The 16,487-nt window shown below is 49.2% G+C and carries 16 protein-coding genes; 8 read left to right on the top strand and 8 right to left on the bottom strand.

Annotation, left to right across the window (positions count from 1 at the left end):
* The first annotated feature begins 62 nt into the window (after positions 1 to 62).
* From NZM05_01940 to tgt, 6 genes are all read left to right on the top strand, one after another.
* Entirely contained in the window at positions 63 to 407 is a 345-nt protein-coding gene (locus tag NZM05_01940; protein ID MCS7012382.1) for a hypothetical protein, read from the top strand.
* A gap of 14 nt (positions 408 to 421) precedes the next feature.
* Positions 422 to 706, top strand: coding sequence for a cell division protein ZapA (locus NZM05_01945; protein MCS7012383.1), 285 nt, complete (start codon positions 422 to 424; stop codon positions 704 to 706).
* Between the two features lie 366 nt (positions 707 to 1,072).
* Complete coding sequence (gene rny, locus NZM05_01950) at positions 1,073 to 2,665, top strand: ribonuclease Y (GenBank protein ID MCS7012384.1); 1,593 nt, start codon at positions 1,073 to 1,075, stop codon at positions 2,663 to 2,665.
* An 87-nt stretch (positions 2,666 to 2,752) separates the two neighbouring features.
* Positions 2,753 to 3,151 carry an aspartate 1-decarboxylase gene (locus NZM05_01955; GenBank protein MCS7012385.1) on the top strand — a complete coding sequence of 133 codons (399 nt, stop codon included), beginning with the start codon at positions 2,753 to 2,755 and terminating at the stop codon, positions 3,149 to 3,151.
* 34 nt (positions 3,152 to 3,185) lie between these two features.
* A complete protein-coding gene (locus NZM05_01960; protein MCS7012386.1) occupies positions 3,186 to 3,941 on the top strand; it encodes a sugar phosphate nucleotidyltransferase in 756 nt (251 codons plus the stop codon).
* 36 nt (positions 3,942 to 3,977) lie between these two features.
* On the top strand, positions 3,978 to 5,120 hold the full coding sequence (tgt, locus tag NZM05_01965; GenBank protein MCS7012387.1) for a tRNA guanosine(34) transglycosylase Tgt: 1,143 nt from the start codon (positions 3,978 to 3,980) through the stop codon (positions 5,118 to 5,120).
* Between the two features lie 52 nt (positions 5,121 to 5,172).
* On the opposite strand, the gene NZM05_01970 is transcribed toward tgt, so the two are convergent.
* The 3 genes from NZM05_01970 to NZM05_01980 all read right to left on the bottom strand — a co-directional run bounded on the left by NZM05_01970 (position 5,173) and on the right by NZM05_01980 (position 9,551).
* Complete coding sequence (locus NZM05_01970; GenBank protein MCS7012388.1) at positions 5,173 to 5,958, bottom strand: ABC transporter ATP-binding protein; 786 nt, start codon at positions 5,956 to 5,958, stop codon at positions 5,173 to 5,175.
* Between the two features lie 41 nt (positions 5,959 to 5,999).
* The gene (gene aroF / locus NZM05_01975; GenBank protein MCS7012389.1) at positions 6,000 to 7,028 is read right to left on the bottom strand and encodes a 3-deoxy-7-phosphoheptulonate synthase; all 1,029 of its coding nucleotides are present in this window, start codon (positions 7,026 to 7,028) and stop codon (positions 6,000 to 6,002) included.
* A gap of 318 nt (positions 7,029 to 7,346) precedes the next feature.
* The gene (locus tag NZM05_01980; GenBank protein MCS7012390.1) at positions 7,347 to 9,551 is read right to left on the bottom strand and encodes an alkaline phosphatase D family protein; all 2,205 of its coding nucleotides are present in this window, start codon (positions 9,549 to 9,551) and stop codon (positions 7,347 to 7,349) included.
* 299 nt (positions 9,552 to 9,850) lie between these two features.
* Here NZM05_01980 and NZM05_01985 point away from each other — a divergent pair, with 299 nt between their 5' ends.
* Positions 9,851 to 10,393 (top strand): LEA type 2 family protein, encoded by a 543-nt coding sequence (locus tag NZM05_01985; protein ID MCS7012391.1) that lies wholly within the window; start codon positions 9,851 to 9,853, stop codon positions 10,391 to 10,393.
* A gap of 77 nt (positions 10,394 to 10,470) precedes the next feature.
* Positions 10,471 to 12,003 carry a glutamine-hydrolyzing GMP synthase gene (gene guaA / locus NZM05_01990; GenBank protein MCS7012392.1) on the top strand — a complete coding sequence of 511 codons (1,533 nt, stop codon included), beginning with the start codon at positions 10,471 to 10,473 and terminating at the stop codon, positions 12,001 to 12,003.
* A 19-nt stretch (positions 12,004 to 12,022) separates the two neighbouring features.
* Here the strand turns inward: guaA and cdaA are convergent, their stop codons facing one another.
* The 5 genes from cdaA to NZM05_02015 form a co-directional block, all read right to left on the bottom strand.
* On the bottom strand, positions 12,023 to 12,880 hold the full coding sequence (cdaA, locus tag NZM05_01995; protein MCS7012393.1) for a diadenylate cyclase CdaA: 858 nt from the start codon (positions 12,878 to 12,880) through the stop codon (positions 12,023 to 12,025).
* Positions 12,867 to 13,793, bottom strand: coding sequence for a dihydropteroate synthase (gene folP, locus NZM05_02000; protein MCS7012394.1), 927 nt, complete (start codon positions 13,791 to 13,793; stop codon positions 12,867 to 12,869). The genes cdaA and folP overlap by 14 nt, the downstream gene beginning before the upstream one ends.
* On the bottom strand, positions 13,790 to 14,233 hold the full coding sequence (locus NZM05_02005; GenBank protein ID MCS7012395.1) for a toxin-antitoxin system YwqK family antitoxin: 444 nt from the start codon (positions 14,231 to 14,233) through the stop codon (positions 13,790 to 13,792). The genes folP and NZM05_02005 overlap by 4 nt, the downstream gene beginning before the upstream one ends.
* A 3-nt stretch (positions 14,234 to 14,236) precedes the next feature.
* The gene (locus NZM05_02010) at positions 14,237 to 15,337 is read right to left on the bottom strand and encodes a site-2 protease family protein (GenBank protein ID MCS7012396.1); all 1,101 of its coding nucleotides are present in this window, start codon (positions 15,335 to 15,337) and stop codon (positions 14,237 to 14,239) included.
* Between the two features lie 198 nt (positions 15,338 to 15,535).
* Positions 15,536 to 16,465: an SdiA-regulated domain-containing protein gene (locus tag NZM05_02015; protein ID MCS7012397.1), complete on the bottom strand. Its 930-nt coding sequence runs from the start codon at positions 16,463 to 16,465 to the stop codon at positions 15,536 to 15,538.
* Between the last annotated feature and the right edge of the window lie 22 nt (positions 16,466 to 16,487).

The raw sequence follows: 16,487 nt of genomic DNA on the forward strand, positions 1-16,487 counted from the left end.
GCTCTTTGCAACTGCAGTTTCTCTGACCACATTGAGGAGTTTTGGCGACTACTTGAACAGAGATGGATAAACAAGAGAAGCATCTGACGCCCGAAGCAGCACTGGAAGAATTGGAACGGTATGTAGAACACCTTGTGTCAGAAAACTTAGCTCTGCGGCGTGAGAAGGAAGCTTTGTTGCGACAGCTGGAAGAGCAAACACACCTTGCTAATCAGCTTTTGCAGCAGCATGCTTCACTTGCGCCTGTTTCTTCGGACACTGCGCAACCGCCCACTACACCAGATGAGCCAGTCGTGGTTCTCACGGCCTCAGAGCGACTTTATTTCAAGGAACGCCTTACGCACCTTCTGGAAAGGATTACGCTTGAATTACATCGCTTAGATGCGTCAGGCACACCAAGCTCATAGCTTCATTTTCTGCAATGGAACCCATCAAAGTGCGCATATTTGGAGAAGAGTATCCGCTGCTGGTGGAAAATCGCTTTCTTACGGAATCAGCTGCTCAGCAAGTTGATGCTCAGATGCATGAATACCGCCGCAAAGGCATAGATTTAGGTACCACAAAACTTGCAATTTTAACAGCTGTCAATTTTGCAGAAAAAGCCCTTGAGCTTGAACAGCGATTAAACCATCTTACCAGTAAAATTACACAACTTACCCATCAAATTTCGCAACATTATACTGGTAAAAATCTTTATTCTAAATAACCAATTTGCTGTTCTGTTCTTTACCAAGTCGCTCTGACCTAAGTGCTTATCTGAACATGGGTTTTAATCCGCACCAGTACTTAGGGCTGTGCATTTGAACACAAAGAATCGTTGCTAATACAACAGGGAGCTGTTCTCTCGGCGTTGAATGCAGGCCTCACTCAGACTCAGCTCTGAGTTGTCTCAACAATCGCTGGGTTGATTGTTGGGCGCAGTGGAAGCACGAGACGTTGAGGACGCACCCATCTTGATGGTCTGGATTCTTTGGACCGAACACAGCCCGAGGACGACGTGCGGATTTTTTATTTCGTCAATTGTTTTTACCGTATTTCTAATACTTGTAACAACACGGAGACCATTTTAGCTATGGAAAGTGTTTTGAATATCTCGATCAACTTTGTGGCAGTTATTGTCTCGTCATTGGTTTCCTTCATCATCGGCTTTTTTATCAGCCGCTACATTTTGGATAGAGTTGGCACGACCAAAGTCTTAGAAGCAGAGGAACGCGCTGCTCAAATCATTCAAGAAGCGCAGCGCGAAGCGCAGGCTCTCAAAGACGCAAAGATGGAAGAGGTCAACGAAGAGTGGCGACGCAAAAAGCGTGAGTTTGAGCAGGAAGTCAATATCAAGAACAACAAGTTTGCCCAAGCACAAAAGCAAGCGAAGGCAAAGGAAGAAGCGCTCAACCGCCGTGCTGAACAGCTTCAAAAGCGCGAAAAAGCCCTCGAGGAACTCCAGCGAGAGCTGCAGCAAAAGATGCAGTTTGTTGAGCAGCGTACCGCTGAACTGCAACATCTCATTTCCGAACAAAATCAGCGCTTGGAAAACATCAGTGGTTTGAATGCAGAAGATGCCAAAGCAATGCTGATTGAAAATCTTATCGCAAAAGCCAAAGAAGAAGCGGCAGAGACACTGAAAGCCATACACGACGAGACGGCAGCCAATGCTGAGAAAATTTCTGAAAAAGTCATTATGTCCGCTATTGAGCGCACGGCACCGAATTTAGCGATTGAAAACACGGTTACTGCTGTGCACCTGCAAAGCGATGAGCTAAAGGGTCGCATCATCGGTCGTGAAGGGCGCAATATCAAAGCCTTTGAAAATGTTACAGGCGCTGAAATTATCGTTGATGATACGCCTGAGGTGGTCATCATTTCCTGCTTTGACCCGATTCGCAGAGAGCTTGCCAAGATGACCTTGCAGCGCCTTTTAGCCGATGGGATCATTCACCCAGGCACGATTGAAAAAGCCTACCAAGCGGCTCAGAAAGAGCTTGATGAACTTATTATGAGCGCAGGTGAAGACGCTGTAGTGCAGCTTGGCATCCCTAACTTTCACCCTGATATTGTCAAGCTCATTGGCAAGATGAAGTTCCGCACCAACTATGGGCAAAACTTGCTCAAGCATTCACTCGAGGTTGCTATGCTCGCAGGTTATATGGCTGCCGAACTCAAATTAGATACGAAACTGGCTAAGCGAGCTGGGCTTTTGCACGATATTGGCAAAGTGTTGGAGTCGCAGGAACAGCCGCACGGCTTAGCTGGCGCTGAATTTTTGAAAAAGTATAAAGAACCGCCTATTGTAGTCAATGCCGTAGCGGCGCATCACGGTGATGTTCCCAAAGAGCATCCTATTGCCGAGTTGGTCGATATTGCAAATGTGATGTCTGGCTCTCGTCCCGGCTCACGCGGTGCAATTACCCCAGAAGGCTATATCAAGCGTTTGGAGAGCTTGGAAGAAATTGCCCGCTCTTTCCAAGGTGTGGCAAGAAGTTACGCCTTGCAGGCAGGTCGTGAAATCCGCGTTATTGTCGACGGTGAACGCATTAGCGACCAGCAAGCAGATGCGCTCGCACACGATATTGCACACAAGATTATGACCTCCGTGCAGTATCCCGGACAAATCAAGGTTACGGTGGTGCGAGAGACACGTGCGGTCGCATATGCGCGCGAGCGATAACGCTCGCCTCGCTTACTCTCTGTAACGTTGTTTCTTTGTCAAAGCTTTTTAACTTTGCGTGCTACAACGACTCCAACTGCTTTGGCAATGAGAGTATTTTTGCTCAAATCAAAGATTCACCGTGCAACGGTTACGCATGCCGACCTTCACTACGAAGGCAGCATTACGATTGATATGGACCTTGTTGAGGCTGCGCAGATGCTGCCATACGAGAAAGTGCAGGTCGTCAATAACCACAACGGTGCACGGTTTGAGACCTACATTATTCCGGGCAAGCGTGGCTCTGGCGTGGTGCAGCTCAATGGTGCTTGCGCTCGTCTTGCTGCAGTAGGCGATGAAATTATCATTATGACATATGCCGATATGACTCCTGAGGAAGCACGCCTGCACCGCCCCGTAATTGTGCTGGTTAGCAAACAAAACGTGATCACTCACCGCTATGCTGCCGATGTACCTAATGCTGCCTCACTCTGCGATGCATCTTAGCACAACAACACTTAATTGAATCCTGCCAACTCTGATGCACGATTTAGCAATTGTCGTCATGGCAGCCGGAAAAGGCACACGAATGAAGTCTGACCTTGCTAAGGTGCTGCACCCTCTTCTGAATCGTCCGATGATTGACTATGTCTTAGACGCAGCTTTGCAGCTTTCACCGAAGAAGGTGGTGCTCATTGTTGGTCATCAAGCAGAGCGTGTCAAACAAGCCACGGCGGCATTCAAGGTCGAGTATGCCTTACAATCCCCTCAATTAGGCACTGGACATGCTGTGATGCAAGCTGAGCCACTGCTTAGTTGCTTCAACGGCGATGTAATGGTGCTCTCTGGTGATGCCCCTCTCATCACGGCTGCTACACTGCAAAAGCTCTGGGCGTATCACTGCAAAGAAAATGCGGTTGCGACTGTGCTTACAGCAATCGTGGAAGACCCTACTGGATACGGTCGCATTATTCGTAGTCATAGCACCTCTCGCATTGTGAAGATGGTTGAACATAAAGACGCGTCGCCAGAGGAACGTGCAGTGCGCGAAATCAACTCTGGGGTTTATGTTTTTCAGAAAAAACCGCTCTTTGAGGCACTTCGCTGCATTCGCAATGACAACGCTCAGCAGGAATACTATTTGCCTGACGTGTTTAACATTTTCCTTGCTGAAGATCTGCCTGTAGCCGCTCTGACTACAGAGTCGCCTGATGAAATTTGCGGGGTCAACACTCCCGAACAGCTTCAAGAAGCAGAGGCTATTCTGCGTCGCCGCGTGTTTTTACCCCAAGCATAACTTGCAAGCTGCTATTTTTGCGCTAACGGTTTCTGTATGCATTTTGAGCTGCAAAAAAAAGACACCCATACTGCTGCTCGCGCAGGCCGGCTGGTTACCGCTCACGGCGAGATTCTTACGCCAGTTTTTATGCCAGTTGGCACGCGGGCTGCAGTGCGTGCGGTCGCCCCTCGTGAGCTTTTGGAAATCGGCGCACAAATCATTCTTGGCAACACTTATCATCTTTACCTGCGCCCTTCCACCGATGTTCTCTTCAAGGCTGGTGGCTTACATCGTTTTATGAGCTGGCACAAGCCAATTCTGACAGACAGTGGTGGCTATCAAGTCTTTTCACTTTCTGATTTGCGTGAAATCTACGAGGAGGGCGTTGCATTTAAGTCGCACCTTGACGGCTCTCGGCACTTCTTTACACCTGAAAATGTGATTGATGCACAGCGCCGCATTGGCAGCGACATTATGATGGTGCTTGACGAATGTCCTCCATACAATGCAGATCGAGCTTACATCAAGGCTTCCAGCGAACTCACGATTCGCTGGGCTGCGCGTGCGCAGGCACACTTTGCAAAGACAGAACCGCTCTATGGCTACTCTCAGGCGCTCTTTGCGATTACGCAAGGTGGCACTTTTGAAGATTTGCGTGCTCAGTCCACCAAACGCTTAGTAGAGATGGATTTTGCAGGTTATGCTGTGGGTGGCTTAGCGGTCGGTGAGCCAGAGGACGCAATGTATCGAATGCTTGAGATTTCCGAACCACTTTTGCCTGAAGAGAAACCACGATACTTAATGGGCGTTGGCACACCTATTAACATTCTGAACGCAATTGAGCGGGGAATGGATATGTTTGACTGCGTGGTCCCCACGCGTGAAGGACGTAATGGCAGAGTCTATACGCGATACGGCACCCTCAACCTTCGCGCCGCCAAATATGCTGAGGATTTTCGCCCCCTTGATGAAGGCTTTGAGAACTATGTTTGCCAGAATTTTTCTCGTGCTTACCTACGTCACTTGCTCAACGTTGACGAAATTTTAGGGTTGCAGCTTTGCTCCTTGCACAATCTTTCATTTTTTCTATGGCTGACTCGCACCGCGCGAGAGCATATTTTAGCTGGCACTTTCAAGGACTGGAAGGAGGCATTTACTGAACAATTCCAGTCTGGCGAACGTGCTGAGGTTCACTAAGGCCCTGAAAGATTAACCACATCATATCTTGCGTTTCATTGTTACGGCTGGCTTAGCTTGCTTTTTGCTGCCTGCTTAGCCGTCCTAATTCATCTTCAATTTCAACGTCGTGGTAGGAGTTGCGGTCAACGAAATTGCGAATAATCGGGTCTTGTGTCGCAGCTAAATCGCTCGGCGAGCCGAGAAAGTAAATTTTACCTTCGTGCATCATCGCAACTCGGTCTGCCACCTTATAGACACTTTGCATATCGTGCGTTACGACCACCGATGTTACGCGCAGCGTCTTTGCCAGCGTTTGAATCAGTGTGTCAATTGAGTCCGACATAATTGGGTCTAAGCCTGTCGTTGGCTCATCGTAAAAGATGTATTCAGGATTGGTTGCCAGCGCCCGCGCCAAGCCCACACGCTTGCGCATTCCGCCAGAGAGTTCTGCTGGCTTCAAATGCTCGATGTTCGGTAAGCCCACCATTTCGAGCTTTTCTGCCACGATTTTGCGAATCTCTTTCTCCGAGAGAGAAGTGTTTTCGCGCAGCGCAATCCCCACATTTTCACCGACGGTCATTGAATCAAAGAGTGCGGCGCCTTGAAACAAGAAGCCGAAGCGTAGTCGCAGTTTGTAAAGCTCCGCTTTGCTGAGTTGAGAAATCACTTTGCCATCTACGCGCACCTCACCGTCGTCGGGCATTAGCAACCCAACAATGTGTTTCAGCAACACAGATTTGCCGCATCCGCTTCGCCCGATGATGACCATCGTCTCCCCTGTCTGGATATCCAGCGTTACGCCTTGCAAGACGCGCTTATTGCGAAACGCTTTCTTCAAGTTCTTAATCTCAATCATCCTTTGCTCAGTGTCAGGTTAAGCCGCGGTCTGCTCACAGCTCAGTTCATTTCTTCTTCGACCAGAATTGGCAACTTCCGATTTACAGCACCTGCAATGGGCACAAGCTCCCTTAGGAGTTGCACAAAGCGTTTTGGCTTTAGCGATTGTGGTCCGTCGGACAGTGCGCATTCTGGGTTCGGGTGCACCTCTACCATAATGCCATCTGCCCCTGCTGCCACTGCTGCTTTTGCCATTGCAGGCACATACTCCCAAAATCCTGTGCCATGAGATGGATCTGCAATAATTGGCAAATGCGATAGTGCCTTGATAACAGGAATCGCAGAGAGGTCTAAGGTGTTGCGTGTGTAAGTCTCGAATGTGCGAATACCCCGCTCGCAGAGAATCACATTTGGATTACCGTTGCTGTAAATATACTCAGCTGCCATCAGGAATTCTTCAATTGTGGCTGCCATGCCGCGCTTCAGTAAAACGGGGTGCGGATACTTAGCGACCGCTTCCAGCAAAGAAAAGTTCTGCATATTACGCGCGCCTATTTGCAAAATATCAGTATGCTCTGCAACCAATGGCAAACTGTCAGTGTCTTTGACTTCTGTTACCACCAGCAGGCCATATTTTTCGGCTGCATCTTTTAGCAGTTTTAGTCCTTGTGCCTTCAGTCCTTGAAATGAATACGGCGAAGTTCTCGGCTTGAACGCACCGCCACGCATAATCTTTACACCTGTCTGCTGCAGTAGCGCCGCAACTTCGGAAATTTGCATTTCACTCTCGACTGAGCAAGGACCTGCCATCAGCTGCAACTCATCACCACCGATTGTTACCTCTCCAATGCGCACGACCGTATTCTGCGGCTTGACCTCTCGGCTTACCAGCTTGAATGGCTTGGTTATTGGCACAGCATCAATTACGCCGCTCATACTCATAAAAATTTCACGGTTGATTGGTCCTTTGTTACCCGTAATACCAATTGCTGTGCGCACATCGCTCGGAATTGGGTGTGGCGTAAAGCCCATTGCACGAACTTTTTCGCACACTGCTTCAATTTGCTCCTTTGTTGCATTGCAGCTCATTACAACAAGCATTAGAGTATGCTCCTTTCTTTTGGTTATAGTTATGTTGGATATGGATTGAAAACAATCGGATAGAGAGACGAGCGGCTAAAGAGCCAGAAGATTAGCTACGCCAAGCGTCGCTACGCCAAGCTGTGCATCGCCAGTATCGGTAGGTCAAAGCAGTTGCGATGCAGTATGTTGGCTCGAGGTAAGTCATACTCAAGTATAAACAAAAGGTCGGATAAAATGCAAATGCACTGTACGCTACTGCACGCAATCGGGGGAATTAACTCTTGCAGACCCTTTTCTGAGGAAAAGGGTCTGCCTGAGCTTACTTTATTTGACCAGCATCATTTTCTTTGCATCGGAGAATGAGCCTGCTTGCAACTGATAGAAATACACGCCGCTGGCAAGGTCGCCTGCATTGAAACGCACGGTGTAAGTGCCAGCGCTCTGGCGTTCATTCACTAGCGTGATAATAGAGCGACCGAGTGCATCGTAGATACGCAAGGTAACTTGCTGCGTTGATGGGATTGAGTAGCGGATGGTCGTCGTCGGGTTGAAAGGATTCGGGTAGTTTTGCTCCAGCTTGAAGTCTCGCGGTTGCGTATCCTCACGCTCAATCACACTGGATGCGGCTTGGCCGTTTGCACGAAAGAGTGCTGGAATGATGCCTGCACCTAATCCTAGATTGTCTGGGTCGTTGGTGAAAAAGACCAGCGTATCAATGTTCAAACCTTGCGTGGAGGGACGGAATGTAACGGGCAATATCGCTAGCCCGCGTGGTGGAATCGCAACAGGGAACGGTGTTGGTGTTGTGCCGTTCAGGAGTGCCACTGGCGCTGGTGTGGCACGTGCGCCCACTGTGCGTGTGTTGCGCACTTGCGAAACGGTTACGGTGTCAATGCCCGTGTTGATGAGCAGGACGCCCGCTGTAGAATCGCGACCCACTGTTATGTTGCCGTAGTCGAAGCCTTGCGGCGTAATGGTAATGTTGCGTGTTGCCACGCGGCTGCCACTGGGTTGCGTGTAACTGCCTAGAAAAGTTCCTTGGTCGTCAAAATAATCCACGCGCACAGAGTCGTTACCAAACACTGTTACGCGACCATAGTGGCTACGGAAGTTGCTTACTGCACCCAGTCCCGGCGTGCGAGACTGGCGCGCTCGGTTCCAGACGAAAATGCCAAATTGCTCAAAGAGACTTACAATCTCCGAATTGTTCTGGTCTAACCCTCCTGCCATAAATTCGGGGAAGAGTGAATTTGCGCCCGTATCGGTGCCAATCGTGTGCGAGTCGCCACTTATCACAATCACATTCTGCACTCCGGCTTGACTTACTGCCGATACAAGCTGACGAATGCTCTCAGGGAAACCGCACCAGCCATCAGAAATATCAATTGCAATTTGCGCCGCTGTATAGACGCCATCAGGGATTCTCAATGGGTCAATACCTCGCACTCCCTGCAGCGAGAGCGCCAGTTCTAAAGCTGCCCGATGCGCTGGGTTGAAGGTCTCTGATGTTACGATAAACTTCCAGTGTGCAGTTGAGTTGCGCAGCCCATTGATAAGCCATGTCATCTGGTCATCGCTGATAATCTTGTGCGTGCTTGGTGGATTGAAAATCAGCCGTACACCATTCGGGTTGGTTACGGAAAGTGGATTTGCTGCCCATTGCGCAATGTTCGGGAATGCATTAGTGTTTGGACTACGTGTTGAGCGTGTATCGAGCAGGAAAAATTCTGCATTGCCATAGCGGAATCTCTGCCAGACTCCACGGTTAGAGTCAGCCAGCGGATAATGTGGGAACATTGCGCGGTAACCACGCAGTGAAAGATGCTGCGGCCCATTGTAGGTGCTATCAGTGTTGTTGTTCGCATGGTCGTGGTCGCTCCAGATGTATGCAACTGGCATCACGCGGAAGACTGAGTCCATCTGATAGGTGCGGCTGTAGCGTGCCAAAAAGGCATTTCGCACATTAGCAAAGTTTAGGTTGAAGGTGTTCTCACGTGGATTGTTTGGGTTTTTGTCAGTTGTATCGGGGTAGCCCCAGTCGCCCAAATGCAGCATAAAGCGAATGGTGTTATCGCGTGCAATGCGCGGGAATACATTGCCGATGTTGGAAGTGCCGGGCGGCGCATCGCCATCTTGTTGGCAAGAGCCAAAGGCAAAGGCAAAGCTGGTCGTTTCCCCATCTCGGGGTGCCGTGCGGAAGCGTCTGATTTCGCTGGCTGCCGTAACTGGCGTGCCGTTGATAACAGGGCGATAAAAATACTCCGTATTTGGCGCAAGTCCTGTAACCGCAATTGTCGCAAAGAGGTTGCTATCTACGGCTGCAGATTGCACTGTGCCCACAGTGGTGGCAAAGCTCGGGCTAGTGCTTAGTTGGAACGACAGGGTGCCTGCTCCGCTCAGGCGTGCGGTAATGCGCGCCGAACTTGATGTTACCGCTCCCACAACAGGGCCGTGTGTAACGGTTACTTGTGCAAAAGCCGGCGCACTATGCAGCAAGATGAGACCGAGTAGCGTTAGAATGCGAGTCATAGCAAAACAAAGTTAAGTCGTTAGGGTAAGTTTGAAGTTGCAGTTGCAATCAAGTGGAACTTGTCGGGCGCAAAGTTACACGCTGGATTTTAGACTCGTGTTACGCAAGCGTTAAATTTTTCAGGCTTCGTCGTTGTGCACCGCATTTTGTCTTCTTGTCCTACACAGAATCGGTGGCGATTTTGACTATCTTTGCGTGTTACAAAAACCAGTTTGGTCAAAGCGTGAGAAAGAAGCTTTCAGCTATTGTTGGTCTTAGTGCAGTGGTCTTATTCTTGATACTCGTGGAAAGCTGCGCAGTGCTACGTCAAGCAGAAGAAGCTCGAGCATTTGCACGCTGTCGGTTTCGCTTGGCATCGGTCAGCAACCTACGCCTTGCTGGAATTGACATTCAGAATGTCACCTCACGCAACCAACTTAGTGCAATTGATGCAGGGCGCTTGGCACTGGCAGTTGGGAATCGGTCGTTGCCGCTTACATTCAGGCTTAATATGGAAGCGCAAAACCCGAACTCTATCGCGGCAGCAATGAGTCAGATGTCTTGGACGCTTTACATTGACCAGATTGAAATGCTTTCAGGCAACCTCAGTGAGCGTGTTGAAATTGCTCCGAACAGTTCGACCATTGTGCCGCTTAACATCTCGGTTGACTTGTTTCAGGTACTCTCAGGTCAGTCTGCCGATGCAATTGCAAACTTTGCATTCAATCTTCTGGGTGAAGGCAATCGACCAACGCGTATGCTACTTCGCATCAAACCTGTGCTAAATCTACTTGGCGTTGATTTCTCTTACGCTGTAGATGTCGGCGTTGAATTCTCGCAAGGTGGTGCGATGCCACGCTGAACTTGGACGCACAACAATCTGGCTTCTTTCTTCAGAGAGCGCTGCTTTCTTTGCAGCATTCTTCAATTCACTTTGCCATGAACACGGTCGTTATTTTGGACTTTGGCTCGCAATACACGCAGCTTATTGCTCGGCGCGTGCGTGAACTTGGTGTCTATTCTGAAATTCTACCCTATCACGCACCGATAGAAAAAGTTCTTTTGCTCCGCCCTAAGGCGCTTATCTTTTCAGGCGGTCCAGCCAGCGTATATGAAAAATCTGCTCCTTTGCCTGACACACGGCTCTACGACTTGAATTTGCCAATACTTGGCATTTGCTATGGCTTACAAGCGATTGCCAAGCAGTTTGGTGGCAAGGTTGAAGTGGCTAAAACGCGTGAGTATGGTCGTGCAAACTTGGTGATTCGGCGCAACGGTCAAGAAAGTTTGCTCTTCAAAAATGTGCCCGACTCGGTGGTTTGGATGAGCCATGGCGACAAAGTCACTGCCCTGCCCACTGGCTTTGCCATTACAGCTGAAAGCGAGCATTCAGAACTTTGCGCAGTGGAGTATGTGCAGAATGGGAAAAAAATTTATGGCTTGCAATTTCACCCAGAAGTGCATCATACCGCAGAAGGCAGGCGTATCCTTTCCAACTTTCTCTTTGAAATTGCAGGCATTGAGCCTGATTGGTCTCCCCAAAATTTCATTGAGGCAGAGCTTGAAAAAATCCGCAAGACCGTCGGCAAAGAAAGGGTTATCTGTGCACTTTCAGGCGGTGTTGATTCCACCGTAGCCGCTACGCTGGTCAGCCGTGCAATCGGCAAGCAACTGACCTGCATTTTTGTCGACAATGGGCTTTTGCGCAAAAATGAAGCAAAGGAAGTCAAAGCCGCCTTGCAATCACTTGGGTTGAAATTAAAAGTCGTCAATGCAGCCGACCTTTTCCTTTCGCGCCTAAGGGGCGTCATTGACCCCGAGAAGAAACGCAAAATTATCGGCAAAACTTTCATTGAAGTTTTTGAGCAACACATTCACCGTGAGAAATTCTTAGTGCAAGGCACACTCTATCCTGATGTGATTGAAAGCCTTAGTGTGAAAGGTCCATCGCAGACGATTAAGACTCATCATAATGTTGGGGGCTTGCCCAAGAAAATGAAACTTAAACTCATTGAACCGCTGCGAGAGCTGTTTAAAGATGAGGTGCGAGAGGTCGGCAAGCTCTTAGGCGTGCCCGATGCTATTTTGAAGCGTCATCCTTTTCCCGGCCCTGGATTAGCTGTGCGCGTTATCGGTGCGGTCTCCAAAGAACGGTGCGACCTTCTGCGAGAAGCTGATGCGATTTTCATTGAAGAGCTGAAAGCGGCCAATCTTTATGATTCAGTCTGGCAAGCCTTCGCCGTGCTTTTGCCAATTCAGACCGTTGGCGTGATGGGCGACAACCGCACTTACGAGAATGTGGTCGCACTCCGCGCTGTGCACTCTACCGATGGTATGACGGCTGACTGGGCAGAATTGCCGCCTGCTTTTTTGGCAAAGGTTTCAAACCGCATTATCAACGAAGTGCGTGGCATCAATCGTGTGGTCTATGACATTAGCTCCAAACCACCTGCCACGATTGAGTGGGAGTAGTGATGCTCTGCACCACAGTTTAGCGCAAGTGTGGTTGATGCACATCAGTTAGCACAGGTGAAAGTGCATGTTTAGACTTCTTGCGTGCTCGCTTTGGTAGGAGTCGCTCCAAGAGTTGAATGCGCAGTTCCTCAGTATTGCGAATCGGAATGAGCCGACCATTCTCCGCAAGTGAAATTTGTCCCGTCTCCTCAGACACGACCACGACGATTGCATCAGTTGCTTCCGTTAGTCCTACGGCTGCACGGTGTCGCATACCGTATTTGCTGGGCAGCGTGTCATTTTGCGTTAGGGGCAAGATGCATCGTGCTGCCTCAATGCGCTGGTTATCAATAATCACGGCACCATCATGCAGCGGTGTATTCGGATAGAAAAGCGATGCCAAGAGTTTGCGCGACAGCCGCGCGTTGAGTTCTTCACCTGTCTCAACATACATACGAAGCCCTACGCTACGCGCAAACACAATTAAGGCGCCGATGCGTCGAGCTGCCAGTTCTTCAACGGCTGCCACTGTTTCATTGACCACGTCTGTGCTTGACTGTTGAAATAGTCGTCCAAACACGCGGCTTTGTCCAAGAAACAGCAGTAAGCGCCGAATCTCAGGCTGAAACAAGATGACGACAAGGATAATCCAGACACTTGTGAGACGACTGAATATCCAGTTGAGGGATGATAAGTTTAAGAAACTGGCTGCTCCCGAACCTGCTACAATTACCAGCAATCCAATAAAAATCTGCGCCGCTACCGTACCTTTGATGTATTGATAGACCTTGTAGAAGACTACCGTCACCAACATCACATCGACAGCATCAAGTGCTGTAAAGCTCAAAAAGCCCAACTTGAAGAGCTCAGGGTTTTCAAAATTAAATGGGAACATCGTTGCGCTCTTCTACGGAATTGGATTGCATCGTTGCTAAAAACACTTCAATTGTCTCTACGGTCGCCTTCACATCGTGCACGCGCAAGATATTCGCACCGTGCATTAGCGCAATGGTGTTGGCGGCAATTGTGCCAAACAGGCGTTCTGAGGGCGGCACTACTGCATCACCTTTCGAGATTACTTTGCCAATAAACGATTTGCGCGAAAGACCTACTAAGATTGGTCGGCTTAGTGCTTTAAACTCCCTTAGGCGGCGCAGCAGTTCGTAGTTGTCCTCCACACTTTTGCCGAAACCAAATCCCACATCAATAGCCACGTCAGTCAGTCCCACTCGCTCTGCCTGTTGAATCGACTCAGCGAGTGCCTGCATCACTTCTGCTACGAGATTTTTGTAAGCCGTCTTTTCGTGATAGCTCCACTGCATTGTCTCTGGGCGCTTAGGGAGATGCATGATGACGGCTGCTGCACCGTAGCGAGCACACACCTCTGGCATCTTCGTATCGCGGCCAAAGCCTGAAATATCATTGACGATACTTGCGCCCCGTTGAAGTGCGGCTTCTGCCACTACCGCCTTCGTTGTATCGACCGAGATTGGAATAGACAGCCGTTTGGAAAGTTGCTCTACAGCTGGCAGGATACGGCGCATTTCTTCCTCAGCGCTGATAGGCACCGCACCCGGGCGTGTCGACTCGCCCCCAATGTCAATGATGTCAGCACCTTCTTGCTCAAACTGCAAGGCGGTCTCGAGCACACTATCGTAGTCGATTTTACCTGCGTGGTAAAACCTGCCTCCATCTGAGAATGAATCAGGCGTTAAGTTCAGCACTGCCATCACACGAGGGCGACGAAGGTCTAGCACAAAGTCACGACACTGTAAGCGCAGCAGGTCTGAACCAATGTTCGGTTTCATTGTGTGGTTTGTGTGGTTTCTTGCGTTGGTGTGCGGGTGTAGTTTCTGAATGTGCTATCAATCATTCGACCTTTGTGGAATACAGCTTCCCACTGCAGCCGCCCATTCGGCTCGTAGAACCTTGCTAAGCCTTCCAGCATACTTTTCTCGTAGTATTCTTCGGACTTCAGTTGTCCATTTTCGTAATAACTTCTTGTCAGCCCGTGCTGTACTCCATCTTGGAAGAAGGCTTCTCGGCGCAGTTGCCCATTTGGGTAGTAGGTGCGTGCCATGCCGTGTGGCTTGCCATCTTTGAACATCACCACTGAGCGCAACGCACCATTAGGGTAGTATTCTTTCACTTCGCCGTGATGGCGGCGCAGCTCGTAAAATGTAAATGCACCCAGCGCGCCGAGCAATAAAATCGTGAAACCGAAAAATGCAATGGTGTATCTGTGCATCGCTTAGGGCAATTGTGAAAATGGAACTGGTGTAAAGCAAAGCACAAAAATAATGATGCTTATCCAACCAATCACCATTCGTTTTGTGTCCAAGGGGTGTTCATCATACACGGGTGGGTGGTCAATTTTGACGAAACGCGCAAGGATGATTGCCCAAATAATCCAACTTCCCCAAGAGACTTCATAGACCCATTTTGGGAATCCAAATCCCTCAAACTCAAAATTTGCAAATACACTCAGAACCGCCACTGCCCACTCTGCAAAAGTAGGTATGCCCAGCCCCACGATGAGAATTAGAAATGCACGCGCAATAATCTGGTGCTTGCGTCGCCCAAACATTGCATAGATGATGTGCCCACCATCTAACTGACCAATTGGCAATAGATTCAGCGCCGTTACAAAACACCCCAACCAACCTGCGAAAAGAAACGGATAATGATACATTTCAGTCATCGGCGGAATGTTGGGACTTGCAAAAGCTTTTTCCAGTAACCAGTATAGGAGATTTTTGCCTGTAAAGAGTGCCCCTTTGATTTCTGGAATATAACCCAGCGCTTGATACTCAGGGTGAATCTGGTAGATGTATTCAATAGGTGGAAGGGTCGCAAAGCCGTAAATCAAGACACCCAGCGCAATGACAAACCCACAAATTGGGCCATAGACACCGATGTCAAATAGACTGGTTGAGTCTGGAATTCGCTCACGCGTGCGAATGAGTGCGCCAAAGGTGCCAATGTTAAGCAAAATTGGAATTGGCGGCATCGGTATGTAATACGGCAAAGACGCGCGGACGCTATGATACATTGCTGCAAAGAAGTGTCCAAATTCGTGGCATGTCAGAAAGAGCAGAAAGGATACTGAGAAAGGCAAGCCAAATGCAAAGTTTTTCCGAATAATTTCGAAGTTGGTGAGATCAATGTTTTTGCCAACCCATTGCGCTCCTGCCAAAGTCGTTGTCGCAAATGTTGTGACGAAAAGCAAAAGGTGCAGCCAGTATTTTTGTTCACCGACACGCTGGCGAAAGGTGAGGTTTCGGCTGCGCAACGAGACGGGACTACCTTCTGCATTGAAGAGCAAGCGAGAGTTAAACAAGTTATCGGACATTTACACCTCTTTGTTTGATTTGCAGGAACATAGCAAACTTTGCTCAAATTTTTGGGTGCATTTTGTCGCTGAGTGCTTTTCTTCACGCTGAATGCGTGTGTTACTCCACCCTTTCCCAACACCAACCTATTAGCCAAAAGTTTGAATGCACCCGCCTCTTCGGCTCTTGCAGCACTGGAACTTTTCTCTCACTCGGTATTACCTTTCAGGTGGACGCTCAAAAATGAACAGCAGTGGACGACGATCATCTTTGGAGAGCTTGCGGTGGTCGCCGTTGGTATCATAGACGACATAGATGTTCGTCTGGCTCATTGTCAATCCTTCTGCCAAGCCGAAGCGCATATCGCTATACTGCAAGCTATCGCGCGCTGCAATTTCTCGATACGACCAGCATTGTGCTTCAAAGACGCTATCCTGTGACAGGGATAACTCTACAATTGCATCGTGGTTGCGAGCCAGTGCAAACAGTCGTCCTTGCTCATAGTGCAGTCCAGCAAAGTCAGGCACGCGTGGCGGCGCAAGCTGCATGGCTGTATAGTCGCACACATAGATTTTCTTGACATCCCATTCTTCCGGACGCAGTGAATCTCGGACTAGGCGAATTAAACCTCGGGGGGAGCGCTCTGCTGCCACAAAGAATTCATTGGGACTTATTAATGCCAATCCTTCAGGGTATGCGTTAAATTTCTGAAATAGCCCTGCTGCCTTCCCCGCTTCTTCAAAGCTGGGCATCAGCCACTTTGCCACTGCACCATCGTGGCTTACAAAGAAGATGCGGCATTCTGATTCACTGACGATGTAAAAGTTGCCGCAACTGTCACAATCCAATCCCTCAAAATCAGGGCGAAGCGAAGGTGCAGGAAAGCGCACAAATGGTTCAGCGACAACCTTATCCTCGCCAACTCTCAAGCGAAAAATCATATCACCGTGGTCATCACAAATGGCATACAGCGTATCACGGTATAGCGCCAGTCCTGATAGCTCAAGGTTCGGCACAGCGGATTCTATTGGCAAGACCGCCTTTAGTTTCAAATGGGTGGTGGGTACTTCTCGCTGCACATACTGAACTTTTGGTGGAGTCTCGCAAGCCGCAAGTATGAGCCACAGCACAAAGACAATGCGGGACATAAGGTTGGTTCGAGTTAGCACA

Source organism: Chloroherpetonaceae bacterium, assembly GCA_025056565.1.
Taxonomy (GTDB): domain Bacteria; phylum Bacteroidota; class Chlorobiia; order Chlorobiales; family Thermochlorobacteraceae; genus Thermochlorobacter.

Excerpts from the sequence above, each read along its gene's own strand:
- NZM05_01940 (MCS7012382.1), top strand. The coding sequence starts at position 63 with ATGGATAAACAAGAGAAGCATCTGACGCCCGAAGCAGCACTGGAAGAA.
- NZM05_01945 (MCS7012383.1), top strand. The coding sequence starts at position 422 with ATGGAACCCATCAAAGTGCGCATATTTGGAGAAGAGTATCCGCTGCTG.
- rny (MCS7012384.1), top strand. The coding sequence starts at position 1,073 with ATGGAAAGTGTTTTGAATATCTCGATCAACTTTGTGGCAGTTATTGTC.
- NZM05_01955 (MCS7012385.1), top strand. The coding sequence starts at position 2,753 with ATGAGAGTATTTTTGCTCAAATCAAAGATTCACCGTGCAACGGTTACG.
- NZM05_01960 (MCS7012386.1), top strand. The coding sequence starts at position 3,186 with ATGCACGATTTAGCAATTGTCGTCATGGCAGCCGGAAAAGGCACACGA.
- tgt (MCS7012387.1), top strand. The coding sequence starts at position 3,978 with ATGCATTTTGAGCTGCAAAAAAAAGACACCCATACTGCTGCTCGCGCA.
- NZM05_01970 (MCS7012388.1), bottom strand. The coding sequence starts at position 5,958 with ATGATTGAGATTAAGAACTTGAAGAAAGCGTTTCGCAATAAGCGCGTC.
- aroF (MCS7012389.1), bottom strand. The coding sequence starts at position 7,028 with ATGAGCTGCAATGCAACAAAGGAGCAAATTGAAGCAGTGTGCGAAAAA.
- NZM05_01980 (MCS7012390.1), bottom strand. The coding sequence starts at position 9,551 with ATGACTCGCATTCTAACGCTACTCGGTCTCATCTTGCTGCATAGTGCG.
- guaA (MCS7012392.1), top strand. The coding sequence starts at position 10,471 with ATGAACACGGTCGTTATTTTGGACTTTGGCTCGCAATACACGCAGCTT.
- cdaA (MCS7012393.1), bottom strand. The coding sequence starts at position 12,880 with ATGTTCCCATTTAATTTTGAAAACCCTGAGCTCTTCAAGTTGGGCTTT.
- folP (MCS7012394.1), bottom strand. The coding sequence starts at position 13,793 with ATGAAACCGAACATTGGTTCAGACCTGCTGCGCTTACAGTGTCGTGAC.
- NZM05_02005 (MCS7012395.1), bottom strand. The coding sequence starts at position 14,233 with ATGCACAGATACACCATTGCATTTTTCGGTTTCACGATTTTATTGCTC.
- NZM05_02010 (MCS7012396.1), bottom strand. The coding sequence starts at position 15,337 with ATGTCCGATAACTTGTTTAACTCTCGCTTGCTCTTCAATGCAGAAGGT.
- NZM05_02015 (MCS7012397.1), bottom strand. The coding sequence starts at position 16,465 with ATGTCCCGCATTGTCTTTGTGCTGTGGCTCATACTTGCGGCTTGCGAG.